Below are 26,400 nucleotides of genomic sequence, written 5' to 3'. Positions count from 1 at the left end.
ATTAGACACTGGCTCTCCCCCTCTACTTCCTGAGAGCGTGCACACCGCTCTTTACGGTCTCTGCTAATGCTTCTGCAGACATTTTGGGCAGATAATAATACTGCCCTCTCGATGCATCGGCAATTTTTTGGGCAAAACCTGTTGATGTAAAGCGATTGGCCGAATCAATTACCAGCATGGAGAAGCCGTTTTCCGCCACCATTCTGCTAATGGCAAGTACTTCTTCATTCAACTGTTCACGATTCATCTTTTTTCCTTCTTGAGGATTTAGTGGTATATTGCCACGACCATCTGTTAGCAAAGTAATGATAACTTGCCCAACATCGCTTCCTGTAGCTTTGACTCCCAGTTCGAGGGCTTGGGCAATCGCACTGGCCAATGGAGAAGCGCCACCAACGGGCACCTGATCAAATCGCTTCTTTGCCAACTCAACACTGCGAGTTGGTGGTACAATAACTTCTGCTTCTTGACCTCGGAATATAACCATTGCTACTTTATCACGGTTCACATAGGCTTCATTGAGTAGCGTTGCTACAGCCCCTTTCGCACTACGAATGCGATTAAAAGCCATGCTACCGCTTGCATCAACAACAAATATAATTAAGGCTCCCGATTTTCGGACAAACTGCTTTGTTCTCAGATCGGATTCTGTAACAATGATTTGACGATCACCGTATTTCCCCGATGCTCGTCGCTGGCTTTGAAAAGGTGCTGCCGCTCGCAACGTCGCATCGACAGCAACTTTTGTTGGTTTACCTGGCGGTGGCAAAAGTGCTCTTGTATAACGACCTCGCTCTAAGCTTTTTTGCTTACCATGGGATCCGCCTCTTGCTTGCTTTTGTACTTTGTTTTGCAATGCGAGCAATTCATCGTCCACAGCAACTTCTTCACTATCAAAGAAAAATTCTTCTGGCAGCATTACCGTTTCTTCATTCTGCTGTGGCGGCTCTGGTGGTTTCTCTTCTTGGTTCTCTTCTTGTTCTGGTGGCGGCGGCGGCGGTGGAGGTGGTGGTGGTGGTGGTTCCATCTCTTCGTTCTCTGGTACATCAACGAGCTGACGTGGTTTGATTACCAATTCGACGGCGATGGCCAAATCAATAGGTTCTACCTTTTTGCGACCTTGTAAAGCAGCATGCGCTTTCGCCAGACGAACTGAGAAGAGATCAGAACGGTGACCTGGTACTTGCCTTTTCAGCGCCTGCCCAATAAGATATAATACTTGCTCGTCCGTAATTTCTACTTCATCAAGCTTTTTTCGAGCCTCTTCTATCTTGCGCAGCAGTTGTTCCTGATCTTCTCTATATAGCTCCGTAAAAGCATCTTGATCATCATGGAATAGTTCTTGACGCCTCAAAATTTCCAATCTTTTCTCAAGTTCTAAGATAGCAACACTGCTTACATGTATGGCAAGGCGATCCGCTAAATGAGCCCGCAAAGGGCCTTCTTCTGGATCGTAGGTTCCAACAAGAATAAAGTCTGATGGATATTGGACTGATATGCCTTCTCTTTCTAGACGAGTCATACCAGACATAACGTCGAATAGGGAGTTAACGAGACTGTCATCAAGCAGATTCAGTTGATCAATATAGAGAACGCCTCTGTTGGCCTCGCCTAGCAAACCAGGTTGCCAGGAGCGACTACCTGCCCCAAGGGCTTTTTCTACATCGACTGCACCGAGAAGTCTATCTTCTGTTGTTCCCAAAGGTAACTCGACAAAAGGCGCTTTCGTTTGGCGAACTGATAGGGTTTCCTCGTCAATATATTTTTGCTGACAATCACTGCACCAGGCTCGGGACCGTTTTGGATCGCAATGGCAGAGACAGCCTTCTATTTGTTCAATAGAAGGTAACAAATATTGTAGACCTCGTGCCAGGACTGTTTTGCCAGTCCCACGCCGACCCGCAATTGATAGACCTTTTAAGGCCGGATCAACGGCTACCAGTGTTAATGCGAGTTTGGCTACATCCTGACCTGTTACTGCCGCAAAGGGCAAGCTTTGCGCTCTCATGCTCCCGCCTTCTCAACTCCAAATATTTCTGCCACTTTTTCCTGAACCCGTCTGCCATTGTCCATCGTTGCTAAAGGATCTTTCCGCAAACGATGTCGTAACCCCATGACTGCAATGCGTTGTACATCTTCATCTTGCACTTCCGTTCTACCTTCAAAGGCTGCTAAAGCTTTGGCAGCTCTTGATAGAACCAGTTCACCTCGGTGCCCATCAATCTCTAAATCAATGCATAGTTGTGCGATTTTTTCGAGTAGATCATCACTAATAAAGACATCGGAAAGCAATTCCTGGGCATGGACAATCTTATTCTGCAACTCTTTTTGTGATTCCAGATACTTTGCAGAAAAAGCATCTGGATCTTGGTCAAAGTCACTACGGCTTCGAATAATAGCCACTCGTTTGGAAGCGTCACGTAGTGTTCGAATCTGTGCATGTAAACCAAAACGATCAAGAAGTTGTGGTCGCAATTCCCCTTCTTCTGGATTGCCAGATCCGACTAAGACAAAGCGTGCAGGGTGACGCACACTAATGCCTTCTCGTTCTACCACGTTAACACCAGAAGCAGCACAATCGAGAAGAACATCTACAAGATGGTCATCTAATAAGTTTACTTCGTCAACGTAGAGAAAGCCTCGGTTGGCTTGGGCCAAGAGTCCGGGCTCAAAAGCTTTTACACCTTCTGAAAGTGCTTTTTGAATATCAATGGTTCCGCAAACACGATCTTCCGTTGCACCGAGAGGCAGATCAATCACTTTCGTCTCTCGATAGACTGTTGGGAGCTCTCCTTCAACAGCAAAGCGTTCACGGCAGCTAGAGCACATCTCATTTTTTCTTTGTGGATGACAACCGAAAGGGCAATCGGAGACCATAGGAACTTCTGGCAACAATTCTGCTAAAGCACGGACTGTTGTTGATTTTCCTGTACCTCGATCGCCCATAATCATAACGCCACCAATCCGAGGATCGATAACATTTAAAATCAAAGCCAACTTCATCTCTTCTTGTCCGATGATGGCTGTAAAGGGATAGGTTGGCGATTTTACCGCTCTTGATTGCTGCCTGTTGTTATGTTCAGTAGCCGCTAGTATCATTGCGTATTTTTCCTCCCCTTAGCGATAACCGTTGCAGCCAATGCACTACTTTTCAAAGTAGGCTTTGGCTGCATAAATCACTTCTAGCGTAACCTCTTTATGTCCTTTTTCTCTTGCATAGGTTTCTGTATTCCGCTGAACTTTTCCTCTAACGAAAAAGGGAATTTGCTTTAATGTATTCATAGCTTCAGGTGTCCATGGCAGTTCGCCGCCTTGTAGGCTTTGAACATTCGCCTGCGCAGCGCTTGCTGTTTGCAATGCAGAAGTCTCTTCCGCCTCTTTATTGTCTTCACCAAACATATTGACAAGATGCTCTTCTAATCCTAATTTGATGGTGCCGTTGATCGTATCGAGAATTCGTGCCATACCACCATATCCTAAAATAGGCGCTGAATAGAGAGGGAAGTTAAGAATATGAGCAGGACTGCTGATCACGACACAAGGCAAATCATGACGTGCTGAGCTGTGTCTTTCCATCTGCGTACCAAAGACAATATCTGGCTGCGTTTCTTTGATCTTGTTGCTGATTTTTTGGAAGTCGTCACAAACAAAAACTTCCTCCGTCAAGCCTTCTAGCTCTGCTTGAAATTGCTTTTCCATTGAGGTCATGTACGTTCCAGCCCACTCAACTTTGAGTCCAATTTCTCGTAACAAATAGGTAACCCCAACAGCATGACTATAGTCACCAAAAACAACGGCCCTTTTGCCATAAAGAGAAGAAAGGGCATCAACAGACTTGACACAACGGGAGATGAGAGAAGCTGGGCTTACTTGTTGACGAATATAAGGCTTTACATCAATGGCAGCCTTTTCTCCAATTTCCTCTAGAAATCGTCCTGTCATTCGAATACCTAAAGGTGTTATAGACAGGTATTCCATTCCAAAGTGTTCTTGAAGATACTTACAAAGCCCTGAGCCATATTCCCCGTATAGAGACACATTCAAGTGAGCTTTTGTTACATTGCGAAGGTCAGCAACAGAAGCACCATAGGGGATTACAAGGTTCACATCAATTCCAAGTAAATCGAAGGTTTTTTTGATTTCTTCTAGGTCATGAAGTTGCTGAAAACCTAAATAAGAAGGTCCTATAATATTGACAGAGAACCTTTCGGTCTTACTTCTCTCTTCTGCAAAGGTGCTGACCATTTGTGTAAGAAACTGGTCCATCGCATAATGCTCTAAGTCTCGAAAAGCGTTTACTTTTGGTACAAGTAACGTAGCTTTTGTTCGAGCTTGCAGGGTATGAGCAACAGCTTGTAAGTCCTCTTGAAGAAGTGTGGAAGAGCAAGTCGGTGTTATCACAATAACATCTGGTTGATGCTCTTGATCAACTCGCAGCACTGTTTCTACCAATCTAGCTCGTGAGCCTTTGGCCATCTCTCTTCGACCAATGGCCGATAGTGTAAAAGGTGGCAGTTCATGAAATCTTTCCAGCATGGAAAACATAACACTGATATAGCTGTCTCCCTGGGGACCATGAATCACCGTATGTATCTTTTTCATGCTACCAGTAACGCGAGCAATGCCCGACAAGGCTGTACCTTCATACATCCAGTAGGCTAATTTCAATACCATTCACCCCTGGGGTTCCATTTAATTTCTTGTCAATTCCATCCATGCTCCTGCAACGTCTGCCATTTCCTCAATGGCTTGGTAAACATCTTAATTAAGTCAATTGAATTTACAAATCCGTGTATTTGAGAAAAGGTAAACTCAATAGACCAAGCTGTACGATAGCCCATTGCTTCAAGGGGATTGCATAAAGCCAATCCCGTAATAATGAGATCAGGATCGTATTCTTTGATACGCTTTAGTTGACGGTGAAAGTCAGGACTTTCTACAATAGATACTTTGCTTTCAGAGAGTCTCTCGAGCTCTGCTTTCATATCTTTGTTGTGAATATAAGGCGTTCCAACTTCAACAACTTCTGCACCACAAGCTATAAGAAAACGGGCTAAAGGAAGCTCTAGCAAGTTATCACCGAGGAACATAACTTTTTTGCCACGAATCATCGCTCTTTGTGACTCTAACTCTTGCCAAGTCTGTTCTTCTCTCTCTTTAACGGCTGTAGCGTCTACATTGAAGTGATTGCAAATATCCTGTAAAAACTGCGCCGTTCCGTCTGGTCCGATAGGATATAAAGTTGATAAAACGGTCGCTCCTCGTTCACGTCGAATCGTAGCTAACGTATCATTTAGGTAAGGTTGTAAAGGAGCAATGACCGTATGTTCGTTGATTACAGGCATTTTCGTTAGATCACTTTCGGGAAATACGTCAACATTTTCTATTCCCAAGCGTTTTAGCTCCCACTGTAGCTGTTGCGCCGTTCCGTCAGTGACAGCTCCAAGGAGCAAAAGATTCGCTTTTTTTGGTTTTTCGGACTTACTTTCTTCTTCTTTATTAAAGAAAAACCATTTGCTTTTTCGCTCTTCCGTTTGTTGTTTTTTTGTTTCTTGTTCTTCTTTAGGGCAAAAAGGAAGTAAAGCCTTTAAGACTTTGTCTTCTCCTTGTGTAAAAATGCCATCGATGCCAGAAGCCGGTGTGGGTAGTACGGGGAATTCCAGCTTTTTAGACAGCTCTTTACAAGAGACATCCAGATCCATTTTTAAGATATCGACACTACAAGTTGTCATTACAAAAATAACTTTGGGGTTCCATTCTGCAACAACTTGATCAACGACAGATTCTAACTCTTTGGTCAAAGAGGGGGCTACCAGATCGGACTCTTCAAGTACAGCAAAGCCAAATCGAGAATGGGCATAAACCATAACATCAAGAGCTGTTTGAATGAAGTGAGCACAAGTATGAGTACCAACTATGAGAAAAAACGAATCTTTAATCTTTCGGTGTAACCAGGCAACACTAGCGATGGGGCAAAAGGTATTTAGGCACCCGCTTTCGCGCTGGATTCCTTCCACGGACCGTCCTCCCCTCGGAAAATTTCGAACATCTCCCGAGTTCCAACCACATTGGGAATTACGCCGGAGGATCATTGAGCAGATATTGGGCCATTTTTAGGAATTCTGCCGTTAGTTCTTCTACCGGTTCCCCCATCTCCTCTAATTCAAAGAGGGTATATCCTTTTACCCGTGACTTTCGAACATCTTCTGCTCTTGGAACAACACCGATAAGTGGCGCACCTGTATGTTTACAAAAAGTTTGTAGCAAATCTTGCTGGTCACAGCGATTGCCAATGACGCCAGCAAGCTTGACGTTATAACCAGACATGTTCTTCTCTACGACACTGTCACAAATACGGTTGGCTGCAAAAAGAGCATCAAAGTCGTTCGATGAAACAACACAAGCAAGATCAGCATACTGAAGGGGCGCTGCGAAGCCACCACAGACAACATCGCCCAGTACATCGAAAAAGATAACGTCATATTTATTAAGTAAATTAAGAGTTTCTAGTAACTTTACTGTTTCGCCAACGACGTAACCTCCACAACCGCTTCCAGCAGGAGGACCGCCTGTTTCAACGACATGAACACCGGCATAACCAGGGAAAACAAGATCCTCCGGTTCAATCGATTCATAATGATAATTGTGTTTATCTAAGATTTCTACGACCGTCGGAATCATGCGACCTGCAATTGTAAAGGTTGAGTCACTTTTCGGATCACAACCAATTTGTAGTACTTTTTTACCCAACCTGGCCATAGCTACAGCCAGGTTGGATGTTGTTGTTGATTTTCCGACGCCGCCTTTACCATAATTGGCAATGATCATATTTTAATCATGCCTCTCCTATTAGTATTGTCTTTGTCATTGTCGCCTTCTTTGTATTCTGGCAAATCCCGTGGTGCTCCACAAGCTGCAATTTCTTCTTTATAATCAGGCAAGTCCCGTGGCGCTCCGCAAGCAGAAACAGTACCTTTGAAGTCAACATCGGCTTCTACTTCTTGTCGATTGGCTCGTAAAACTTTGATTTCTTCTTTTGTTAACATTTTTGACTTATCAAAGCCTAGATCAACATCAGCCGATAAACCTTTGTATTTAACACGACCAAGATCATAGAAGCGCTTATTAGCAGTCATTTTGATAAACGCTTTTAAGCATCCCATCATGTACTTCCGCTTAAATGGATCTTTGATAAAGGGATAGCTTAAAAAGCTTTTACGCATATAGAAACGCGCATAGCTGCGTAAGACACCTTTTAAGACTTCTTCACGATCCATATCATCGGGCTGCATAATGGGCGTTACGAAGTTGTACTTAGAATAATCTCGAACTTCGACTTTATCTCCAAGCTCTTCAAACATCTCAGAGAAGGGCCAGGGCGTATACATGTTCCAGTTCACCATATCAGGGTTCCAATGTAAGGCAAGCTTAAATGTTTCTTCAATCGTTTGTGGCGTCTCATTTTCAAGACCCATAATGAACTGTGCTTCTGCTACCATGCCATTGGCTTTTAACATATCAATGGCTCTTTTGTTCTCTTCCATTGTTGTTTCTTTACGGAACAAGTTTAAGTTCATTTGAGTTGCTGCCTCTGTTCCTAAAGAAACGTGAAGCAATCCTGCTTTTCTGTAAAAAGGTAGTAAATGAGCATCTCGTAAAATGTCGGTGACTCGAGTGTTAATGCCCCAGTGTACGTTCACTTTACGATCAATCATTTCTTGACACATGGCTACGAATTTATCACGATTAATCGTTGGTTCTTCATCAGCTAGAATAAAAAATCCGATCTTATGTTCTTTTACTAGAATTTCTATTTCATCAACAAACTTCTTCGGATCTCGAACACGATAGGTTCTCCAGAACTTCCATTGTGAGCAAAAACGACAAGTAAAAGGACATCCTCTTGCAAAGTTAGGAACAGCGACTCGCGTATTCAAGGGAATGTAGATGTATTTGTCCCAGTCAAGAATGCTCCAGTCTGGTGTTAATGTATCAAGATCAGCAATGGGAGGATGCGCTGGTGTAGCAACGACTTGTCCGTCTTCTAAGTAAGCAATCCCTTTTACATTTTTGCGGTCCTTGAGATCACTGCCAGCTGCAATAACATCCATTAAGTTAATAATGATTTCTTCGCCTTCACCACGAACAATATAGTCAATCCAGGGTGCTTCATTGAGAACCTGGGAATACATAAAAGTCGGGTGAATACCACCTAAAATTGTTTTGGTATTGGGGTTGATGTCCTTGACTACTTTCAAAGTATCTTGAGCTTTATAAATCATCGGAGTAATAGCACTGGCCATTACAACATCCGGTTGATTTCGACGTATAATTTCACCCAAGATATCATCGGGGAGATCTTCGCACATGGCATCAATGAATTTTATGTTGGTATACCCTGCTTTTTTGAGAGTACCACCGATGTAAGGAGCCCAGCTCGGGGGCCAGTTACCGGCAATCTCTGCGCCACCACAATGATAATTTGGTTGAATAAGTAGAATGCGCATGGCAAGCCTCCTAGTTTTTACTTGGATAAATCTCCACTAAAACAGCATTGTAAATGATGTTGGAGACTAATTTTTTTCGCGTAATTTTATATCCAAGTTCATTTAATATTCTTTCGATATCCTGGATAGGATGCAAATAGGCACTTGTTGTCTTAGAACTTCCTGAGAATTTTTCCCCTATTACTTTTAAGAAACGAAACCAAGCTGTTGATGGAGCAAAAGATATGTACGCTCTTTCCCTCGCCCGACCCAGAACATGGGACAACAATTGGGGCATATCATCTAAAGAATAGTGGATAAGTACATCCATTGATACGAGTATATCATACTCGCCTTTTTCAGACATGAGATCGCAAACTTCAAATGATGTGTTCTTTTGACCTCTTTCTTTTGCCATTGCAATCATTTTTGTAGATATGTCAATTCCCTTTACAATGGCACCTTGTTGCGCAAAGTGATCAGATAAAAAACCAGCACCACAACCAGCATCTAAAACAGACTTGCCTTCTAAAGGCTCGATCCATTCCATGAGACAGTCATGTATTTCCTGTCTTCCTTCGATTAGTTTACGTTGCGCAAAATTATTGCCTTTACCAGTGCTGATGGCGGCCCAGCGGCCGAAGGCTTCTCCATCGAAATATTCCTTAATCCGTCTCTGCTGTTGGCCGTATTGTTTGAATTCTTTCGCCACGGATTTCACCTCCATAAATCCTTCCATTTATAGTATCCACCATGGAGATGGAGAAAAATGATGGATTTTATGCTGAGCATAGCCATATGTTACACAATTCGGCTAATCTCGCGTGTTTTTTGTCCAATATTATCGAAAAAGCTTGAAAAAAATCTGCCCAAGAGCTTAAAAACCCCTGCGCCCCTTAGGGCGCAGGGGTGAGAGTCGAAAGGTCTACACCATTGCGAGGGTCCACATGCAAAGTACGGTCATCTTAAAGAACAAGAATGTACCGATAGCTTTACCTTCTTTCAAGCTAAGAGCACGGTTGTAAACTTTGCCAGCAAAGCCTACGCCAAGCTTCTCGTGAGCCCACTTGAGGACCATAGCACCTTCGTCGCGGGATCCGCGGTATTGGAAGAGCATGGAGAATGTGAAAGCCCAGATGAAGTGTGCACCTAAGAGTGCTTGAATCATGTGACCATCATAGTAACGGAACATGCGTACAGTCTGAGAAATGATGTAGCTGAAGTAACCTTCATTGCTCAGAGCAGATACGGAGTGGAGAGCGTAGCTGGTTGGGTCAGCCTGGTAAGCAGCCAGAACGTTTCTGTAGACGTCACTGGAAGTTGCTACGAAGGAGCCCATCCATGCACCATCAATGTAGAACCATGCTGGTGCAATTACTTGGAGTGAGAAGAAGATAGCCAGATAGAACTGGTCAACAAGGGAGATGGAGCAAGTACCGCCGTATGCAGGACCTAAGCAAGGGAATTCAGCGTCACGCTTGGCTTTCATACCCACTTTTTGAGTCCAAGGAGATACTTTGCTGAAGAAGGCCATCCGCCACAGTGGAACCATCATAAAGTGGAGACCACCGGCAATGGCGTGTGCAGCGATGAAGTCACTGACGTTACCTTGAGAACCAAAGATAGCATCATGGAGAGGTGTACCATAGCTGATGTAATCCATGTTTGCAAACATACCAATGGTAGAGTTCGCATGAATGTCAGCAATGGTGTTGTGCGTTGCAATACCGTAAGACACAAGGATGGGCAAGAAGGCACCGAACATAATGAGAGCCAAGAATTTCTTCTGGAACTCATAATCGAAGCACCACTGGTACATCTTGTAGCCTTTCAGTTGCTCTGCCAACTCTGGATCGTTGGTCGCTCTGAAGAGGTAGTGTGCAGCGTGGAAAGTACCACCACAGAGGAACATAACACCAAATACTAAGTGACCAAGAATAACTTGCTTGATCAAGTAGCCAGGGTTTCCTGTGGAAAGCTCACGAATGGTTTCTGAAGCGTATTCAGACATTGCATACTGCTGCATGAAGCCGAATCCGAGAACTGGGTCGTCCCAGATGATCATAGCAAAGACAACAGTTGCAAAGTGGAACGCCAATACTTGCAAGCTTACGCCGAGGACTGCTTCCCAACCATCTTTGTGGTCAAAGTGGCGGAAGAAGCCTTTGTTAAAGCCAGCAAAGTGGTGGAATATACCACCTAGGAAGAAGGCGGCACCGATAGCGATGTGGTTCGCTGCCATTTTAGCCGCGGTTATATCCCCGAACATATTAAAGTCTAGACCTGTGGGACCCATAACAGTACCATCGACGTCTCTTAAGACTCCGCCAATGAATGCCATCTGAATACCCCATAGAGTAGCAATAAGTGCGAGGAAGTGGAATTGAGCAACGAGTGCTTTACCCATTGTTACTTTCTCTAGTGGCTCTCTGTCAAACTTGTAGAAGTGACCAATGGCCCAGAGAATTACAGCAGCAAGAAGGTGTAAACGAGCAACCATCAGAGCATCGCCACTAAGAGGAGATGCATCCATACCTAATTGATAAAGACGGGCATAAAAGAATGTGGATGGTGCCCACAGAACCTCACTGTTGTCCCAACTCAAATGGTGAACTAAGAAGAAAGATACAAAACCCGCGACAATACCTAAATGGTTGGTATGTGCGCGCATAATGTCGGATCTACTACTGGGTACTTTGTCTTTGAACCAATCAAAGACTTGGACTTTCATGTCCGCACCTGCAGTTGACATAGAACAACCTCCTTTACCCAAGTATGAAGTTTTCAATGTTCTGCGCCCCGACAGAAAAGATAAGTGCCAATAAATTAAAGTATAAAAAAATGTGTTAAGTGCACTTAGGGGCCTGGAGTAGTTAGAAAGACTCTCTTTTCACCTCCTGTATTTTCCGCTCATTCACATGAGCTTTGTTGCACCCCGACAGCATCTAAGTCCTTGTAAAAGATAAGGAAGGATTTAGTGCCATCAAAAAGTTATAAATGTTTAAGGCTATACGCAGCAACCATCATAGCAATAATAAAGAAGCTATTGGCTGTCGCGTTATACCAGGGCGCCATTGCTTTAGGATCCTTTTTCAGCTTGGGCTGAAAAGGAAACTGTGCTAACCACAATACAACTAGAATGGTTGCACCTATGTATTGACCATGATAAGCAACAAAGGCTGCAGCTAAGAGCTGCGAGATTGTCATCATGGCGAGTAATACTTTAAGTCCACCTTCTACACCATATAAAACAACGATTGATTTGAGGCCACTACGCTTGTCGCCTTCAACACTCTTGAAGTCATTTAAGGTCATCATGCCATGAGAACCAATCGCATATATGAGAGCAAGAATTAATTGATTTGTTGAAAAACTATCAAAAAGATAAAGCGCAGCAATCCATGGTAGCGATACATAAGTTAGTGCACAAGCACTGTTCCCCCACCAACCGTTTTGCTTTAGTCGCAAGGGCGGTGCGCTGTAGATGTAGGCAACCAGGAGACCTACTGCAACAAGATAAAATATCTCAATCGGAAAAAAGAAAAAAGACAAAATAAGAGAAGCTATACCCAAGACAAAAACATTAACTATAGCAAGTTCTTTGAATCTAGGTTCCCGAGCGCAAGGTCGATGGGGTTCATTAATAGCATCTACATCAGCGTCATAGTAGTCATTAATGGACTGTCCCATTCCAAGGACGAGAGGGCCTATTAAAAACATAAGTGCAAAGGACCAAAGAATCGTTGCAATGCTTAGGTCAGCTTGCGCAGCACCGACAGTACCAACTGCAACGGCCCAGACAGGACCAACCCAAGTAAGGGGCTTTGTTAATTGTAAGCGAATCTGCCACAGTGTGTAGGTAGGGGCTTCTTGTTCCTGCAAAGCTTTTCTATTGTCGCTTTGCTCTTTTATCTCAACACTCATTTCGGCACTCCCATTCCATCATTAAACTGATAGGAACGAACACCTCATCTCAGAAGCGATGATTGTTTCACCTATGTGTGTGACTTCATTCTTGCTTGAAGTGTATTGTCTACTTTGTCCTTTTAGAACACCTGTCCAAAAGTCAAAATGTATTATTTTCAGATATTACTTCACTTCAAAGTAGCAAAAATTGTCACCACAAGCTATGCATTTACTTTCATTCACTTGTAGTTTCCGGTCTATCAGAGTTTGAAATAATTTTTCGAATGTACCTGTATAGAAAGCGCAGAGCGGCTCTTCTGCACGAAGCCCACGGCTATTGATGGAGTTCTCAATCTTTATGTACGATTCATTCCCTTGAACTTGATATGTAAAGCTACCACTTCCAACAAAAGTCCAAGCGTTTTTACCAATTGCTTTTAGGAATAAATTCATGCCTACAGATTTAGGCACCACTCCAAACAACCATTGGGCCACTCTGGGAATTCTATTTTCAAGTAAATATGTACCTGTGTACTGCCCGGAAGTTCGCAGAACCTTTTTCGCTACATCATACCCACAAAGTTCAACTAGGGCATGTACCAGTCTGATGAATTCTTCTTCATCAACCATCTCTGATGGTAATATTTGAAGATATTTTTCTAATTCTGCATTATGTAACAATTTATGAACTTTTTCTTCACCTTGCGCTTCGCGCAACGCTTTGACCGTTTGGATAATTGAATTAGGACCAATTTTTGATGTATCCATAGTCATTAGTTAATCACCCTCATCGTATGAGGTTGCACCGATTCGTCTATTTGGTTGAATTATACAAGATAAGCTAAGATTGATCAACAGTTTACGTAATCAAAGACGCTAAAAAAGTTATAACTAGCTTTATCAACTAATTCATTCTCCAAATTAGAAATGTCAAAAGGGCCTCATAACCTGTTCTTAAGAAGTAAGGGACCAGTAAAATAGCTGCCCACTTTGAATAGCGGTAAAAGTAAAAAATCGTGACTCCGATCACAAACATCAGAAGCACAATCTCGACAGTTGCCCAAAATGGGGATTGTAGGCCAAAAAATATCCAAGACCACATCACGTTAAGAGCGAGCTGCAGACCAAATAAGAATAGAGCAAAGCGCACATCTTTTTGAGGACTTTGTCTCCATACTAAAAAAAGCGACAGGCTCATCATCGTATAAAGAATAAGCCATACAGGTTCAAAGGTATGAGCCGCAGGATTAAACCAGGGCTTGTTCAAGTTGTGATACCATACAAAGGAGGATAATGTATACTTTGCTCCCAGCCAACTAGCATATAGACATATCAAAAGCGCCGCCACTAATTTAAATAGATCTCTAACTGCAACCATCTCAGACCCCCTAGATATTGCTAACGCGTAATTTCGCACTTAGTTAATTAAAATAAAGTATACAGAATTGGATCCGTGGTCCGAAGAGGCGACAAAAAAACAGATGCGTTAGCTGCTCACAATCCGTTGGGAAGCAATTACTCTAACCAACGGATTTGTCGTTTTAATCTACCTCGCTTTTTATCCTGATGGTATATAAAACGCATAAGACCATAACAACCGACAATCAAACCGCCCAATCCAAGCAATGCAAAGAAAAGACTATCACTTTCCCCTTGCAACCATCGCCTAAAATAGGACATAACCAGATCAAAAGAAAAAGCAGCAAGGAGGGCATAGAATAATAAGAAAATAAAATTCCTCCAGTATAATAAGAAATTCAGTAGTTTTCTCATCATTCTACCCCTCCTCAAGGATTGCTTTCCCTATAAATCTTACATTAAAAAATGATTATTGTGCTTCTTCAGCATCTTCAGTCTCTTCTTCTACAAACTGCCCTGGTAGAACTAGATCTTCAGGCAGTTCTCCATCTTCTAATTCCACTTCAAAAGTACGGAGAAATGCAACGACATTGCGTAGATCCTGTGAATCCGGATAACCAGGCATCGTTGTGTCTGGGCGACCTTTGATCGTAGATTGCAAAATAAAGTTGTCGCTCGCAGAAGCTAAAAATGCTGGGTCTGTCAATGACGGTCCTAGCAGGCCTTCTCCATGCGGTCCATGACAGGCCGCACAAAGCATACCATAGTATTCTTTCCCTTTCACAGGATCTCCTGCAATAACCTCATCACTGAATTCTATAGGTTGCACATTAGGAGCCCATGAGCGGATATAGTCAACTAGATAGGTTAGTTGTCTATCGGTGATAACTTCCGGTCCAAAGCCAGGCATTTCATGAACAACTCGACCTAAGCGAATCGTTTTCTCCCAATAATCATCGTCAGCTACTTCTAAGAAACCTTCATTGTTCAATGTGGCTGTGCGTAGCCCATCAATACCACGACCTTCTACGCCATGACACTCATAACAATAGGTCTTATAGATCTGAGAACCCTGAAAGTCCTGACCCTTTGCTTGCAAAAGCGGGGTCATCAGCAACCCAACCAGCAGGAGGGCTGATGAAGCAAACAAAATTAATTTACGGTTGTCCAACTTGAATCCTCCTCGCTCTTATCTCTCACTGCCAAAAAATAGCTACTTCACATTTATCCAAACTGAATAGTTGCGCCGATGTAGGTCAATATGGCAACGAGAACAATCATGGCAGAGAAGACAGTAACAGCAAAAACCCTTTTCTTCGGATGACGATGAGGGTTTCTCTCTAACCATGGCACAACAACTAACAGACCAAGCAAGACCCCAGGCAATATTACGCCTAACAGTTTATTCGGTACCATTTCAAGGATGGCATAGCCCCAAAGAATATACCATTCAGGCTTTAAGTTCATCGGCGTTACGAGCGGATCTGCTGGTGCGTGCATCAATTTGGGGAAAGCACCAGACATAATCAACAAGACCCCAATAAAAACCATGGTTACAGCCGCTTCAGTAGTAATATGCGTCGGCATAAAAGGTATCGTAAACTTTTTTTGCTTTTCCACTTTCGTCCCCCCTTACATCGGATCAGAGATGCCTTGAACACGAATCATAATAAAGTGAGCTACTAAAAAGGCAATTGTAATTGCTGGTAGGACAAGAACATGAAGCACGTAAAAACGACTAAGCATCTCTTCAGAAACGGTAATACCGCCCTGCATCATGATTTTCGTCATTTCACCAACAACAGGTAAAGCTCCCGCTGTTTCAACACCGATAACAGCACCCCAATAAGACAGTTGCTCATAGGGCAGTATGTAGCCTGTAAAGGCCATAACAATGGTTAGGATAAACAAGAAAGATCCAGCAACCCAGTTCATTTCACGGGGCTTCTTAAAGCTTCCTGTATAGTAGACTCTCATCATATGCAAGAAGCAGAAGATAACCATGAAGTTAGCAGCCCAGTGATGGATAGAGCGCATCATAGAACCAAAGCGAACTTCATTGGTAATCATTTGAACGCTGGCAAAAGCAGCTTCTGGTGTAGGCTTGTAGTACATTGCGAGGAAAACACCAGTCACAACTTGTACAATAAATGCAACAAGCGTCAATCCACCTAAGCAGTAAAAAACATTCAGTGTGTGAGATGGGACAGGGTGTTCTTTAACATCTTTCACTACTTTGCCAATACCCGGTAAACGTTCCTCTAGCCAGTTCATCCTTACGCCATCCTTTCTTCAACGATAATATCGCCGTTCTCATCGATGGTGACGGCCAGTTGCTTCAGAGGCGTCGGTGGTGGACCACCTGTGTTATTGCCCAGAGGATCAAAATATCCACCATGACAAGGACAAACCAGTTGTTGTCCATCTAAATTGCCTTGTGGAACTTCTACAGTACAACCAAGATGGGTGCACTTTAGATAATACGCTACAACATCATCGGTGTCTGTCTTAATTACCATAGCAGGTGCTTGGTTGTAGCCAAATTGAATGGAATCCCAAGGTTTTAAGTCGGCAATGTTACCTACTTTTTTGGGCTTTGGTGGTTGTAAAAATGAATCTGGAGGATATACATAAGCACCTACAGCCGCCAATGGTGCTGCCAGTGCAGCTACTGTGGGCACAGCGATTAAACCACCCAGAAACTTCCTCCTAGATACATTGTTGTCCATTATTCTTTGACCTCCTTATAACCAGTACCATCAAAGACTGCCACTCGAAAGGTGTAGAGAGCCAGTCCAAAGTTGATGAACAAAAAGCCCATATAAATGGTTGCTCCGTCGTAATCGCCCATCATGAAACTTCGAAACATGAGCCCAAGCAGTACCAGGGCTATGACAGAAAGAAAGATCAAGTTGATCGTACCCGCCTTAGTATCTGGTGCTTTCATGATGTCCCCTCCTTTTGATAGTAAAGTTCTTGAACTACTCTTCATGCTCCCATATTACATAGCTGCAACCTCCATTACCCGCATTTTCGTTACACAATGTGGAATAAACGGATCGCCGGGGTAGCAGTGTGTTGAGTAAAGTTCATTGTGCAGCGAAAATCTACATATACAGGCTTGGTCTATGCTATGCCTAATGAGATAAAATTTTCCCGCGATGGTATAATAACACGTTATTTATTTTATGTATAGACCATTAACAAAAGTGCTGCAACGTATTCAGTATTTTTAGACTTTAAGCGGTTGTTTCTCATGGTCTAACGATTTTTCAGGATTATATTTCCACGTTCTAAGGGGAACAAAAAAGAGCCCCCGTAGGGGCATCTTTACTAATCAATAAAACTATCGCTATGTATTCCCCTGTACGCAAGAGGAAAGCAAGCTACTTCAGAGATGCTAAGAAGTCAGCAACAAGCTTCTTCTCTTCATCGTTTAGCATAGGCGCAGGTGGCATTGAAGCGTCTAGACCCATACCTGAAGGATCAATCATGATTTGCACCAATTCTTCAGATGTGAACTTGGATCCAGTATCACCCAAGTTAGGACCGATCTCAACAAGGCCTTCGTCACCTAGCTTATGACAAGCGATACAAGCTGCTCTTCCCATGTACAGTGCTTTGCCTTTTTCTAAGTCAGCAGCTGATACTTGGCTAGCGCCTTCTTCTGCAGCTTCCTCTGCAGCTTCCTCAGCTTCTTCTGCAGTCTCTTCAGCAGCTTCCTCTTCCGCTGGCACCTCAATAACCTCTTCTTCATCTTGAGGAGCCGGTGCTGGCGTGGAACCTCCACAAGCAGTAAGCGCTACCATGGAAAGACCAAGAATACCAGTTAGACCAATCAGTTGTAGTTTTTTCACTACTTCACCCCCTCTATATAGTTCAATATTAATTGTAATTTCTTTCTTTATATACAGTCAATAGTCTAGAGTGTCCATTTTACGCAAAAAAAGCTGTTTTTCAAGCAAAATCGTTACTAGATCTTTGTTAATGCTATTTTTACGTTTTGTTAAAAATTTTTCTTATAAATGTGCATACAATCTCATTGCTAGCAAGAAGTTACCAAACCTTTTTCCTATGTGATAACAAAGTCAATCGAAAACCTTCGTAATTATCCGTGACAGCGAATTTTTTCGACATATTCTTGCTTACGATGTCCCACGTGCTTTTGACGTTGTCCTGGCACATCAAGGCAGAACAAATTCTGTAAGATCTCAGAATACAAGTGCCCTTCCGGCATTGCAGCATATTGACGAATTTGCGTAATGGGATCATGAATCAACTGATTTACAATGGAACTGGCCAAAGAACTTACAACTTTCTTCTCTTTCTCGGAAAGGTTTTTTAACTTGGAAAGAGCACGATTCAGTTCTTTTTCTTTGATCTCGTTACCTTTGCTTTTCAAGGCAATAATAGTAGGAATAACAAATAATGAGTTCAACCAGCGGAGAAACTGATGAATTTCTTTATTAATAATATTTTCCGCTTCAATGGCTGCCTTGCGCCGCGCTTCTAAATTCTGATCAATTACATTTTGCAAATCATCAATGTCATAGAGATGGACACCTGATACCTGGGCTACTTCTGGGTCAATGTCACGGGGTACAGCAATGTCAATAAGGAACATCGGTTTCTGGGCTCGCCTGTCCATTACTTCTTCAACAAAAGAACGACGAATCACGTAATGGGTTGCTGCAGTACAGGAAATGACGATATCAGCTTCACTCATACGCTCATAGACTTGCGAAAAAGGAATGGCTTCTCCGTCACAACGTGATGCCAGTTCTTCTGCTTTTTCGATGGAGCGATTGGCAATGAGGATTTTCTGTACACCCTGCGCAACTAGGTGCTTCAGCGTAAGCTCACTCATTTTGCCGGCTCCTAAGACCATAGCATTGCAACCTGATAGATCGCCAAAAACCTGACGTGCTAATTCAACGGCCGTATAAGAAGTCGATACAGGCAATTGGTCGATTCCGGTCTCGGTGCGAACTCGCTTTCCTACCGTAATAGCTTGTTGGAACCATGTATTGATAATTCCATTGCTTACTTTCTCACTACAAGCTCTCTGATAGGCTGTTCGTACCTGTCCAAGAATTTGGGTCTCTCCAAGAACCATAGAGTCCAGACCTGACGCTACACGGAAAAGATGGCGAATGGCATCATACAAAGTATGAACGTAGAAATAGCGACTAAACTCTTCACTCGAAAGCTCTCCTCGGTCTAAGAGAAACTTTTTTACAGAGGCCAGTCCTCTTTCGAGATCGGTGCAGGCGGCATAAATCTCCGTACGGTTGCAAGTAGATAAGATACAGCAACCTTCAATTGACTTTTCTTCCCTTAACTGAATAGACGCGTCACATATTTCGTTTTCTGAAAAAGATAGCTTTTCGCGGATCTCCACAGTGGCTGACTTGTGGTTCAATCCAACGACGAGGATAAACAATGGCTCCACCCTCTCATTGAGGAATTTTCATCCCAACGCCAAGGCTTTCCCAGGAACAAGTGTACCATGTAACATTGCAGGTCAGGACTCCATATGCGCTTGTTACTATTTTACTAAATAGTGCACTGTGATGGAAGAGTGTAAGGGAAAATATTAATAATGTTTTTTATGTCTTTGTTTTATCTATGTAGTAAAAACCTTTTTAGAATCCTCTATCCGTTTGTCTAATCAAAAAAGTGCTATAATACTTATAATGCGAGAAGAAATATTTCATACCAATAGCAATTCACTTAGGAGGTGACTTTTTGTTCCCTTCTCCTCGACTTCTTACAGCTTTATGGCTGGGAAAGGTAGCTATTACGGTCAATCGTCATATCGGTCATGGCGGCACATCCCTACCCGGCATGGTCGGTCGTAAAATTGCCCCACAAATGTTATCCTCCCTAGCGAGTCAATTAAAAAAAGGAGCCATTGTCGTTACAGGTACCAATGGGAAAACGACAACATCCAAAATGCTTGCCGCCATTATGGAAAAAGCAGGCCTAACACTGACGCACAATCGAGCCGGCGCTAACTTGATCAGCGGCATTACAACAGCTTTTATTCAATCGGCCTCTGTCGGTGGTCAGATTGGCAGCGACTTAGGGATTATTGAAGTCGACGAAGCTACAGTCCCTTCTCTAACAGAAGAAGTAAAACCTCGAGCTGTTGTGGTTACGAACTTTTTTCGAGATCAACTGGATCGCTTTGGTGAATTGGATAAAACAGTAGAGCTTGTTAAGAAATCACTTCAAAAGCTCCCTCCCCAATCACTTATTATCTTAAATGCAGATGATCCGCTTGTAGCTTCTCTAGGTGTTAAACACCGAGGACCGATTCTCTACTACGGTATTGAAAGCCGCTCTTATGGCAATAAGGATATGTCACAATCGGCTGAAACTCGCTTTTGTCGCCTCTGCGGCAAACCGCTACAGTATGAATGGTACTATTTTGGTCAACTTGGTCATTACCACTGTCCACATTGTGGCTTCCAACGACCAAAACCGCAAGTGCGTATTACTGACATCGAATTAAAAGGCGAAGAAGGCTCTAGCTTTTCCCTGGAAACGCCACAAGGGCTTCTTTCCATCACTTTATCGACCCCTGGTTTTTACAACATTTACAACGCTTTGGCAGCTATCGCTGCAGCATCCCATATGAAGACAACCCAAAGTTCGATGCAAATGGGCCTTGAGGGGTATCGTACCAATTTCGGGAGAATGGAGCGCCTTGACATCGGTGCTGAGCGGAAAGCTTTTCTAGCTTTAATCAAAAATCCTACCGGTTGTGATGAAGTGATTCGAACGCTCCGACAAAATGAAGGACCCAAGCGATTGCTCATTATGATTCAAGATAACGCCGCCGATGGTCGCGACATTTCCTGGCTTTGGGATGCTGATTTTGAGAGCTTAGAGCAAATTGCCCCTCAACTCCAGAGCATCGCCACTTCGGGCCTTCGGGGAGAAGACATGGCTCTCCGACTTTCCTACGCCGGACTGCCTGCCCAGAAAATTCAATTCATTGCGAGTATCGATGAAGCCATTGCCAGCACGATCGAAGCTACAGGTCCTGGTGAAACTTTGTATATCCTTCCTACTTACACAGCATTGCTAGCTGCCAAAACAACGCTAACCCGCCTGGGTTACTCTCCTAAGTACTGGGAAGAATAAGGGAAAGCGTGGTGTATCATGATAGCAACCCCCCTTACAACGGAGAAAAAAGTATCCCTACAGTTGCTTCATCTCTACCCTGATTTGTTAAATTTGTATGGAGATCGTGGCAACATCATTGCTTTATCGCGTCGATGCCAATGGCGTCATATTGAGTTTACCATCGTTCAAGCTTCTTTGGGCGACAAAGTTGACTTTTCCACCATCGACATCGTCTTTATGGGCGGAGGCTCCGACAGAGAACAAACACTTCTTTTTCAAGATTTTAAAGCTTACAAAGGTCCCGCATTGGTCGAAGCCACAGAAGAAGGTCTGCCCTTGCTCGCCGTTTGTGGTGGCTATCAACTACTTGGAAAATACTACAAAACACAAGAAGGCGATGAAATGCCTGGTCTTGGTCTCTTTGATGCTTGGACAGAAGCTGGAAAAAACCGTTTAATCGGAAATGTAGTTGCTCGAATTCCTCTGCTTGGTCCCAACATCACTTTAGTAGGCTTCGAAAATCACTCTGGTAAAACCTACTTAGGCTCTAGCGAGACAACAGTACCTTTGGCCCAAATAATAGCAGGCCATGGCAACAACGGCCAGGACAAAGGAGAAGGTGCCATCTATAAAAACGCTGTGGGTACCTATCTCCATGGTCCCATCTTGCCGAAAAATCCCGCTTTTGCTGATTGGCTCCTTACCAAAGCACTAGAACGCAAATATGGCAAAGGCCAGCTTGAGCCTTTGCCTGATCTATGGGAGCAGAAAGCCCATCAGTCCGTTGTAAAGCGCTTCTCTTAAAGGCACTACCAGCGACCTTTTGCTATTTCCCACAAGGCCTGGTGGAGTAAGTCTGTTTCACTAACTACAACAGAAGAAAAGCCTGCATGCTCCATAAATTGAGCAAGCACCTCTACACCTGCCGGTATTATATCAGCTCTTTCGGGCTGAAGACCGGCAATTTTTTTACGCTCTTCCGTCGACAAAAGCGCCAATTCTTTGGCATAGCTTTTCGTTTGTTCTAAAGACAGCCTTGTGCCGTGAACTCGGTCGGGATCATAGACAGACATTTTTAACACCATAGCGCCTAAGGTCGTGACAGTACCACCTACACCAACGAGAAGTGGAGCTTTTCCCCGCAATTGTTCTTGCAAGATTGTTGTAAGAGGCTGCCAAGCTTGTACAATTTCCCGAGCAGACCATTTTCTTTCTGTAACCCGCAAGGCTCCTAATGGTAGGCTTTTCCTCCACCAAGATTGGTCATACCAGACCACTTCTGTGCTGCCACCACCAATATCAATAACAACGGGTACCTTGCCATCGAGACTCTTAGAATCCATCATCACCAAAGCACCTTCATAACTAAGGCGCCCTTCCATTTCACCAGAAAGAACTTTAACAGAAAGGCCTAGTTCTCTTTGCACTCTATCACAAAAAAGTTGGCCGTTTGTTGCCTCTCGAACAGCGCTTGTTGCAAAAGCAGCGATATAAGGCGTAGCAAGAGCTTGCTCTTTCATAACTTCAAGGCCTCGTCGTAAAGCTTCTATTGTTCGCTCGATGGCTTCTGGAGACAGTCTACCATCTTGGTCTACCTTTTGCCCTAACCGTGTCGTCTCTAAATGCCTCCACAAAGGCAGAAGCCTTCCTGCTTGCACTGATGCGACGAGAAAGCGAAGGGAGTTAGAGCCGATATCAATGGCACCATAGCGTTTTTCATGTTCCAACAGAACTATCATCCTTTCTTCATAAAAAAAGCATTTCCACCTTCCGTACAAGGTAGAAATGCTTTTTTGGCTTTTCTGAAACTACGGCAAAGAAGGCTCATCGCATGTCATCTCTAGCTCTAATAATAACGACTTCTCCAGGCCTAACCAAACCCAGTTGTTGTCGAGCCACCTGCTCAACATATTCATCGGTAGAGAGCCAAGCTTTATGTTGTTCTAGCTTCATCCGCTCTTGACGAAGTACTTCAATCTCTGCTTGCAGCGTTTCTGCTTCTTGAACCAATTGCCGTTGTTGTAGATAAGGCGGAATCGAAGCCAGCAAAAAGAGAAAAACCAACAAAAAAAATAGCAGGCTTTTTAGAGATAGAAAGGATGCCTTGCTGGTCTTCTTCAGGGCAATCACCTCGCATCAAAGCACAATTTACCATTGCTCTTTTCTATAAAGAGGAAAAAAACCCTTTTCTATTTGTATCAAAAATGCGAAGTTTTGAAATAAGCTTATCCCATAGAAGGCGGATCAGCAGGCGGTCTTCGCCGCCATCGCCCCAGCTTTTGACGACAAGTACGCCAGAAGTTGCGCCACCTTCCACGTATCTTTTTAGCCATAGACCCTATTGGGCGACCCCAGCGGCGAAGATACCATTGCCAAAAGGCATGGCTTTTTTTCAGCAAATAACGAACTACACGCACTAGTAGTTGATACAAGTAAATAAACGGAAAAGTAAGGACGTAAAAAAGGGTGCGCAAAATGTGTAATATCAACTCCAGCATACCTTCCCAAAAAGCGCGCACTTCTCCAGAAAGATAGCGAAAGTAAAGAAGCAGTCCCGTCGCAAGACCTAAAAAAACATAAGCTCGTATTTCGCCCCAGTTTCCCCAGAATAAAAGTAAGAAGAAAAGCAAGGCACCCATGAGCCAAATGATCACATCGGCTAGAGCGACCCACCAACGACGATATCCTACCCGAATGAGGGTGCGATAGAGATCAAAGCCAGCACCTATTATCACACCCCCTACAGAAGACAATAGAAAATCATAAATCTGCTGGGCCAGAGGTGTCACCTCTCAACCCTCCCCTCGCCTTCTACAGGGATGAAAAAGTTCATCGTAATAACCTACTGATCAGATTCTTGCCTTTCTGTTTATAATTCTGGGGGGAATTCTCTTCTAAGTACTGCACCGACTTTATATACCCTTCCACAGCAAGGATTTGATCATCTAAATTAAGCTGCGTAATCTGTAAACCTTCTCCCTTTAGCAACAAAGGTCCACCCAGAGTTACCAGATAGATCTCTTCCTCATCAAAAGCACCAACTTGTGTTACCCCTTCAATTTGAATGCTTTTACGCTCTGACACAACGAAGCCATGCTTGACTGCTCGATCGTTCATTCCTTTCCCCCCTCCACTGAATAAGCCTCCCCAACATGAATATGTGGGCAGGCTTATTCAGTAGAACCTTATTCAGTTTCCGATGTAAATTCTTCTTGCAAAACCTCATAAAGGGTTGGCGCCTCTTCTACACGGGCACTGTCCTTTACTGCTTTAATCTCTATTTCTAAACGCTTTCGCGGAAATTGAATCACAACGCGATCGCCGACTTTAATCTCTGTGCCGGCTTTGGCAGGACGACCATTTACCTGTATACGTCCACCATCACAGACTTCTTTGGCCAGCGTTCGCCTTTTGATAATTCGAGATACTTTTAGAAACTTATCGATCCGCAAAAAAACACCTCACGATCAAAAATCAGGTTCCCACGGGAAACCTGATTGTCCTGCATGACAAGATACCTATCTACCCAAAAAAATTACTTAGAAGCAATAGCATCCTTTAATGTTTTACCGGCTTTAAAAGCAGGTACAACAGAAGCATCAATTGTGATAGTTTCCCCTGTATGAGGATTCCTGCCTGTGCGAGAACTTCTTTCCCGTGTTTCAAAAGTTCCGAAACCAACAAGCTGCACTTTATCACCAGCTTTTAAGGACTCTTCTACGACTGAAAAGAAGGCATTGATTGCTTTTTCCGTATCTTTCTTCGATAGTTGGGTTTTCTCAGCGACCGCACTGATTAACTCGGTCTTGTTCACCCAAACCCCTCCTAGCTTTGAAATGTTCGTATGAGTATTCGCTGCAAACCCTTCTTTTCCTTCAGGGTTTATTAATATTTTCGACATATTCAGGAAAGATATTCCTCAGAGAGTCATTTTTCTGTAATTATTTCTCTCTTTTGGTCTGGTTCTTGTCCATTTTCTCTCTTCTTTTTGCTTCTTCCCACTTTTGATCAAGCTCAGCAAGGGAACAAGAAGACATTGTTTTCCCTTCTTTTCTACATACATCCTCTATATATTGAAATCTTCTTATAAATTTATCAGTTGTCCGTTGCAAAGCTTCTTCTGGGTTTACTTTCAAAAAGCGAGCTATATTTACAACAGCAAAAAGAAGATCGCCCAGTTCCTCTTGACAAGCTTTTTCATCGCCAAGGTCAACGGCTTCTACTAGCTCTTTCCACTCTTCCATCACTTTGTCACGAGGCCCCTGCCAGTCTATCCAGTCAAAACCTACAACAGACGCTTTTTTTTGTACTTTTTCCGCTCTTAGTAAAGCCGGAAGCGTCACAGTCAAAGCATCTAACAGAGAAGGTTGACCCTTTTCTTTCTCTCCCTGACCTTTTTCTTGCGCTTTAATCGCTTCCCAGTTCAGAAGTACTTCATCGGCACCACTGACTTGCACGTTGCCAAAGACGTGAGGGTGGCGTCGTATCATTTTCTCGGTGATAGACTGAACAACATCGCCCATACCAAAGTGTCCTTTTTCAGTAGCCAACAAAGCATGGAAAAGGACTTGTAACAATAGATCGCCCAATTCATCTTGCAGCTTTTGCGGATCTTTTTCATCAATTGCTTCCAATACTTCATAGGCTTCTTCTATTAGATAAGGCTTCAAAGATTGATGCGTCTGCTTTCTATCCCAGGGACATCCTTCAGGCCCTAGTAATGTCTTCATTACATCCATAAGAGGCCTGACAGAGCTTTCCCGATGTACCAGATCATCCTGCTTTTTTCCCTTATCGAAAATCCTTGCAGGCAATGACGGCACATAGAGCGATGTGAGATGATCGATCCAAGAGAGGTGATCAAGTTCATACAATGGAAGCTTGGCCACTTTTTCTAGTCCCTCAACACCGGCAGCTCTGACAACGACGACTTCGTGATCATCAGGATATTGCTCCATCAACGTTAACTTCACATCAGAAGCAACGAAGGTCGAATGAATCTGCGTAACAATTGTTTCTTTTCCAGGCATGAGATCTTCCTCTTGGAGAGCCAAAGCGTCGAGCAAAAGAAAGCCCTGGGCCGGATCCATTTGCAAAAGTGGGTACATCGCTTCTAGGAAGCTCGTGCCTGCAATAATTGAAACCTCCAGGTTTTCTTTTTTTGCCGCTTCGAGCAATAAAGGTACAACTCGCTCTCCGACAAAAGGATGACCTGGTACCGCAAAGGTAATGGGTCCTTTTAAAGCTTCCTGACAAAGAATGTGCGCTATGTCTGCGTATAGGGTATCAAAAGAAGTAGCTTTTTCGTAAAGATCGTCAAAGCTGTGAAATGACAAGCCCTCTTTTTCCAGATATTCAACGGTAGGATGAATACGAGTGCGCAAAAAAAGACGGCGAGCAGAGCACAAGGCCTGCCAGCCGGCCAATGTCAAGTGTCCCGGTGAACCCGCACCCAATCCAACTATTTCTATCGCTGGAGCCATAGACAAAGTCCTCCCTACAATGCAACTTCTGC

The 26,400-nt window shown here is 43.5% G+C and carries 28 protein-coding genes; 2 read left to right on the top strand and 26 right to left on the bottom strand.

Going from position 1 to position 26,400, the window contains the following annotated elements:
• Window positions 1–22: 22 nt before the first annotated feature.
• From bchD to hemA, 19 genes are all read right to left on the bottom strand, one after another.
• Window positions 23–2,008 carry a magnesium chelatase ATPase subunit D gene (bchD, locus tag FTV88_RS12085; RefSeq protein ID WP_153725852.1) on the bottom strand — a complete coding sequence of 662 codons (1,986 nt, stop codon included), beginning with the start codon at window positions 2,006–2,008 and terminating at the stop codon, window positions 23–25.
• Window positions 2,005–3,099 carry a magnesium chelatase ATPase subunit I gene (gene bchI / locus FTV88_RS12080; RefSeq protein ID WP_153725851.1) on the bottom strand — a complete coding sequence of 365 codons (1,095 nt, stop codon included), beginning with the start codon at window positions 3,097–3,099 and terminating at the stop codon, window positions 2,005–2,007. The genes bchD and bchI overlap by 4 nt, the downstream gene beginning before the upstream one ends.
• Before the next feature lie 45 nt (window positions 3,100–3,144).
• Window positions 3,145–4,668 (bottom strand): ferredoxin:protochlorophyllide reductase (ATP-dependent) subunit B, encoded by a 1,524-nt coding sequence (bchB, locus tag FTV88_RS12075; RefSeq protein ID WP_162008029.1) that lies wholly within the window; start codon window positions 4,666–4,668, stop codon window positions 3,145–3,147.
• A gap of 35 nt (window positions 4,669–4,703) precedes the next feature.
• Window positions 4,704–6,017, bottom strand: coding sequence for a ferredoxin:protochlorophyllide reductase (ATP-dependent) subunit N (gene bchN, locus FTV88_RS12070; protein ID WP_162008028.1), 1,314 nt, complete (start codon window positions 6,015–6,017; stop codon window positions 4,704–4,706).
• 58 nt (window positions 6,018–6,075) lie between these two features.
• Complete coding sequence (bchL, locus tag FTV88_RS12065; RefSeq protein WP_153725848.1) at window positions 6,076–6,828, bottom strand: ferredoxin:protochlorophyllide reductase (ATP-dependent) iron-sulfur ATP-binding protein; 753 nt, start codon at window positions 6,826–6,828, stop codon at window positions 6,076–6,078.
• Complete coding sequence (gene bchE, locus FTV88_RS12060; RefSeq protein WP_153725847.1) at window positions 6,825–8,507, bottom strand: magnesium-protoporphyrin IX monomethyl ester anaerobic oxidative cyclase; 1,683 nt, start codon at window positions 8,505–8,507, stop codon at window positions 6,825–6,827. Before bchE ends, bchL begins: the two co-directional genes overlap by 4 nt.
• Window positions 8,508–8,517: 10 nt before the next feature.
• Window positions 8,518–9,225: a magnesium protoporphyrin IX methyltransferase gene (gene bchM, locus FTV88_RS12055; protein ID WP_153725846.1), complete on the bottom strand. Its 708-nt coding sequence runs from the start codon at window positions 9,223–9,225 to the stop codon at window positions 8,518–8,520.
• A 186-nt stretch (window positions 9,226–9,411) separates the two neighbouring features.
• The gene (locus FTV88_RS12050; RefSeq protein ID WP_162008027.1) at window positions 9,412–11,157 is read right to left on the bottom strand and encodes a photosystem I psaA/psaB family protein; all 1,746 of its coding nucleotides are present in this window, start codon (window positions 11,155–11,157) and stop codon (window positions 9,412–9,414) included.
• Window positions 11,158–11,477: 320 nt separating this feature from the next.
• Window positions 11,478–12,410, bottom strand: coding sequence for a (bacterio)chlorophyll synthase (bchG, locus tag FTV88_RS12045; protein ID WP_153725844.1), 933 nt, complete (start codon window positions 12,408–12,410; stop codon window positions 11,478–11,480).
• 165 nt (window positions 12,411–12,575) lie between these two features.
• Window positions 12,576–13,166, bottom strand: coding sequence for a bacteriochlorophyll 4-vinyl reductase (gene bchJ, locus FTV88_RS12040; RefSeq protein WP_153725843.1), 591 nt, complete (start codon window positions 13,164–13,166; stop codon window positions 12,576–12,578).
• 130 nt (window positions 13,167–13,296) lie between these two features.
• The gene (locus FTV88_RS12035; protein ID WP_153725842.1) at window positions 13,297–13,770 is read right to left on the bottom strand and encodes a TspO/MBR family protein; all 474 of its coding nucleotides are present in this window, start codon (window positions 13,768–13,770) and stop codon (window positions 13,297–13,299) included.
• A 137-nt stretch (window positions 13,771–13,907) separates the two neighbouring features.
• Window positions 13,908–14,168: a hypothetical protein gene (locus FTV88_RS12030; protein WP_153725841.1), complete on the bottom strand. Its 261-nt coding sequence runs from the start codon at window positions 14,166–14,168 to the stop codon at window positions 13,908–13,910.
• A gap of 52 nt (window positions 14,169–14,220) precedes the next feature.
• Entirely contained in the window at window positions 14,221–14,922 is a 702-nt protein-coding gene (locus tag FTV88_RS12025) for a c-type cytochrome (protein ID WP_153725840.1), read from the bottom strand.
• 53 nt (window positions 14,923–14,975) lie between these two features.
• The gene (locus tag FTV88_RS12020) at window positions 14,976–15,371 is read right to left on the bottom strand and encodes a cytochrome b family protein (RefSeq protein WP_153725839.1); all 396 of its coding nucleotides are present in this window, start codon (window positions 15,369–15,371) and stop codon (window positions 14,976–14,978) included.
• A 12-nt stretch (window positions 15,372–15,383) separates the two neighbouring features.
• A complete protein-coding gene (locus FTV88_RS12015; RefSeq protein ID WP_153725838.1) occupies window positions 15,384–16,025 on the bottom strand; it encodes a cytochrome b N-terminal domain-containing protein in 642 nt (213 codons plus the stop codon).
• 2 nt (window positions 16,026–16,027) lie between these two features.
• On the bottom strand, window positions 16,028–16,480 hold the full coding sequence (locus tag FTV88_RS12010) for a QcrA and Rieske domain-containing protein (RefSeq protein ID WP_153725837.1): 453 nt from the start codon (window positions 16,478–16,480) through the stop codon (window positions 16,028–16,030).
• Window positions 16,480–16,698 (bottom strand): hypothetical protein, encoded by a 219-nt coding sequence (locus FTV88_RS12005; protein ID WP_153725836.1) that lies wholly within the window; start codon window positions 16,696–16,698, stop codon window positions 16,480–16,482. Before FTV88_RS12005 ends, FTV88_RS12010 begins: the two co-directional genes overlap by 1 nt.
• A gap of 439 nt (window positions 16,699–17,137) precedes the next feature.
• Window positions 17,138–17,608: a c-type cytochrome gene (locus FTV88_RS12000; protein ID WP_153725835.1), complete on the bottom strand. Its 471-nt coding sequence runs from the start codon at window positions 17,606–17,608 to the stop codon at window positions 17,138–17,140.
• A gap of 251 nt (window positions 17,609–17,859) precedes the next feature.
• Window positions 17,860–19,203, bottom strand: a complete 1,344-nt coding sequence (hemA, locus tag FTV88_RS11995; RefSeq protein ID WP_243137129.1) for a glutamyl-tRNA reductase — start codon at window positions 19,201–19,203, stop codon at window positions 17,860–17,862.
• Between the two features lie 296 nt (window positions 19,204–19,499).
• Here hemA and FTV88_RS11990 point away from each other — a divergent pair, with 296 nt between their 5' ends.
• Window positions 19,500–20,903 (top strand): Mur ligase family protein, encoded by a 1,404-nt coding sequence (locus tag FTV88_RS11990; RefSeq protein WP_153725834.1) that lies wholly within the window; start codon window positions 19,500–19,502, stop codon window positions 20,901–20,903.
• Between the two features lie 18 nt (window positions 20,904–20,921).
• The gene (locus tag FTV88_RS11985; RefSeq protein WP_153725833.1) at window positions 20,922–21,689 is read left to right on the top strand and encodes a type 1 glutamine amidotransferase; all 768 of its coding nucleotides are present in this window, start codon (window positions 20,922–20,924) and stop codon (window positions 21,687–21,689) included.
• Window positions 21,690–21,694: 5 nt separating this feature from the next.
• Here FTV88_RS11985 and FTV88_RS11980 read toward each other — a convergent pair whose 3' ends face one another.
• From FTV88_RS11980 to yabN, 7 genes are all read right to left on the bottom strand, one after another.
• Window positions 21,695–22,612 (bottom strand): Ppx/GppA phosphatase family protein, encoded by a 918-nt coding sequence (locus tag FTV88_RS11980; RefSeq protein WP_162008026.1) that lies wholly within the window; start codon window positions 22,610–22,612, stop codon window positions 21,695–21,697.
• 97 nt (window positions 22,613–22,709) lie between these two features.
• A complete protein-coding gene (locus FTV88_RS11975; RefSeq protein WP_153725831.1) occupies window positions 22,710–23,015 on the bottom strand; it encodes an FtsB family cell division protein in 306 nt (101 codons plus the stop codon).
• Window positions 23,016–23,110: 95 nt separating this feature from the next.
• The gene (yabQ, locus tag FTV88_RS11970) at window positions 23,111–23,674 is read right to left on the bottom strand and encodes a spore cortex biosynthesis protein YabQ (RefSeq protein ID WP_153725830.1); all 564 of its coding nucleotides are present in this window, start codon (window positions 23,672–23,674) and stop codon (window positions 23,111–23,113) included.
• Between the two features lie 40 nt (window positions 23,675–23,714).
• On the bottom strand, window positions 23,715–24,002 hold the full coding sequence (gene yabP / locus FTV88_RS11965) for a sporulation protein YabP (protein WP_153725829.1): 288 nt from the start codon (window positions 24,000–24,002) through the stop codon (window positions 23,715–23,717).
• Between the two features lie 68 nt (window positions 24,003–24,070).
• Window positions 24,071–24,337 (bottom strand): RNA-binding S4 domain-containing protein, encoded by a 267-nt coding sequence (locus FTV88_RS11960; RefSeq protein ID WP_153725828.1) that lies wholly within the window; start codon window positions 24,335–24,337, stop codon window positions 24,071–24,073.
• 83 nt (window positions 24,338–24,420) lie between these two features.
• Window positions 24,421–24,699 (bottom strand): HU family DNA-binding protein, encoded by a 279-nt coding sequence (locus tag FTV88_RS11955; protein ID WP_153725827.1) that lies wholly within the window; start codon window positions 24,697–24,699, stop codon window positions 24,421–24,423.
• 127 nt (window positions 24,700–24,826) lie between these two features.
• On the bottom strand, window positions 24,827–26,368 hold the full coding sequence (gene yabN / locus FTV88_RS11950) for a bifunctional methyltransferase/pyrophosphohydrolase YabN (RefSeq protein WP_153725826.1): 1,542 nt from the start codon (window positions 26,366–26,368) through the stop codon (window positions 24,827–24,829).
• Window positions 26,369–26,400: the final 32 nt, after the last annotated feature.

Source organism: Heliorestis convoluta (assembly GCF_009649955.1).
Taxonomy (GTDB): Bacteria; Bacillota; Desulfitobacteriia; order Heliobacteriales; family Heliobacteriaceae; genus Heliorestis; species Heliorestis convoluta.
Note: the sequence above shows the minus strand (reverse complement) of the source record. Positions and strands in the feature narration are given on the sequence as shown.

What these genes read in the sequence shown, in the direction of transcription:
- bchD (WP_153725852.1), bottom strand. Translation starts at nt 2,008, where the DNA reads ATGAGAGCGCAAAGCTTGCCCTTTGCGGCAGTAACAGGTCAGGATGTA.
- bchI (WP_153725851.1), bottom strand. Translation starts at nt 3,099, where the DNA reads ATGATACTAGCGGCTACTGAACATAACAACAGGCAGCAATCAAGAGCG.
- bchL (WP_153725848.1), bottom strand. Translation starts at nt 6,828, where the DNA reads ATGATCATTGCCAATTATGGTAAAGGCGGCGTCGGAAAATCAACAACA.
- bchE (WP_153725847.1), bottom strand. Translation starts at nt 8,507, where the DNA reads ATGCGCATTCTACTTATTCAACCAAATTATCATTGTGGTGGCGCAGAG.
- bchM (WP_153725846.1), bottom strand. Translation starts at nt 9,225, where the DNA reads ATGGAAGGATTTATGGAGGTGAAATCCGTGGCGAAAGAATTCAAACAA.
- FTV88_RS12050 (WP_162008027.1), bottom strand. Translation starts at nt 11,157, where the DNA reads ATGCGCGCACATACCAACCATTTAGGTATTGTCGCGGGTTTTGTATCT.
- bchG (WP_153725844.1), bottom strand. Translation starts at nt 12,410, where the DNA reads ATGAGTGTTGAGATAAAAGAGCAAAGCGACAATAGAAAAGCTTTGCAG.
- bchJ (WP_153725843.1), bottom strand. Translation starts at nt 13,166, where the DNA reads ATGACTATGGATACATCAAAAATTGGTCCTAATTCAATTATCCAAACG.
- FTV88_RS12035 (WP_153725842.1), bottom strand. Translation starts at nt 13,770, where the DNA reads ATGGTTGCAGTTAGAGATCTATTTAAATTAGTGGCGGCGCTTTTGATA.
- FTV88_RS12030 (WP_153725841.1), bottom strand. Translation starts at nt 14,168, where the DNA reads ATGATGAGAAAACTACTGAATTTCTTATTATACTGGAGGAATTTTATT.
- FTV88_RS12015 (WP_153725838.1), bottom strand. Translation starts at nt 16,025, where the DNA reads ATGAACTGGCTAGAGGAACGTTTACCGGGTATTGGCAAAGTAGTGAAA.
- FTV88_RS12010 (WP_153725837.1), bottom strand. Translation starts at nt 16,480, where the DNA reads ATGGACAACAATGTATCTAGGAGGAAGTTTCTGGGTGGTTTAATCGCT.
- FTV88_RS12005 (WP_153725836.1), bottom strand. Translation starts at nt 16,698, where the DNA reads ATGAAAGCACCAGATACTAAGGCGGGTACGATCAACTTGATCTTTCTT.
- FTV88_RS11985 (WP_153725833.1), top strand. Translation starts at nt 20,922, where the DNA reads ATGATAGCAACCCCCCTTACAACGGAGAAAAAAGTATCCCTACAGTTG.
- yabP (WP_153725829.1), bottom strand. Translation starts at nt 24,002, where the DNA reads ATGAACGATCGAGCAGTCAAGCATGGCTTCGTTGTGTCAGAGCGTAAA.
- yabN (WP_153725826.1), bottom strand. Translation starts at nt 26,368, where the DNA reads ATGGCTCCAGCGATAGAAATAGTTGGATTGGGTGCGGGTTCACCGGGA.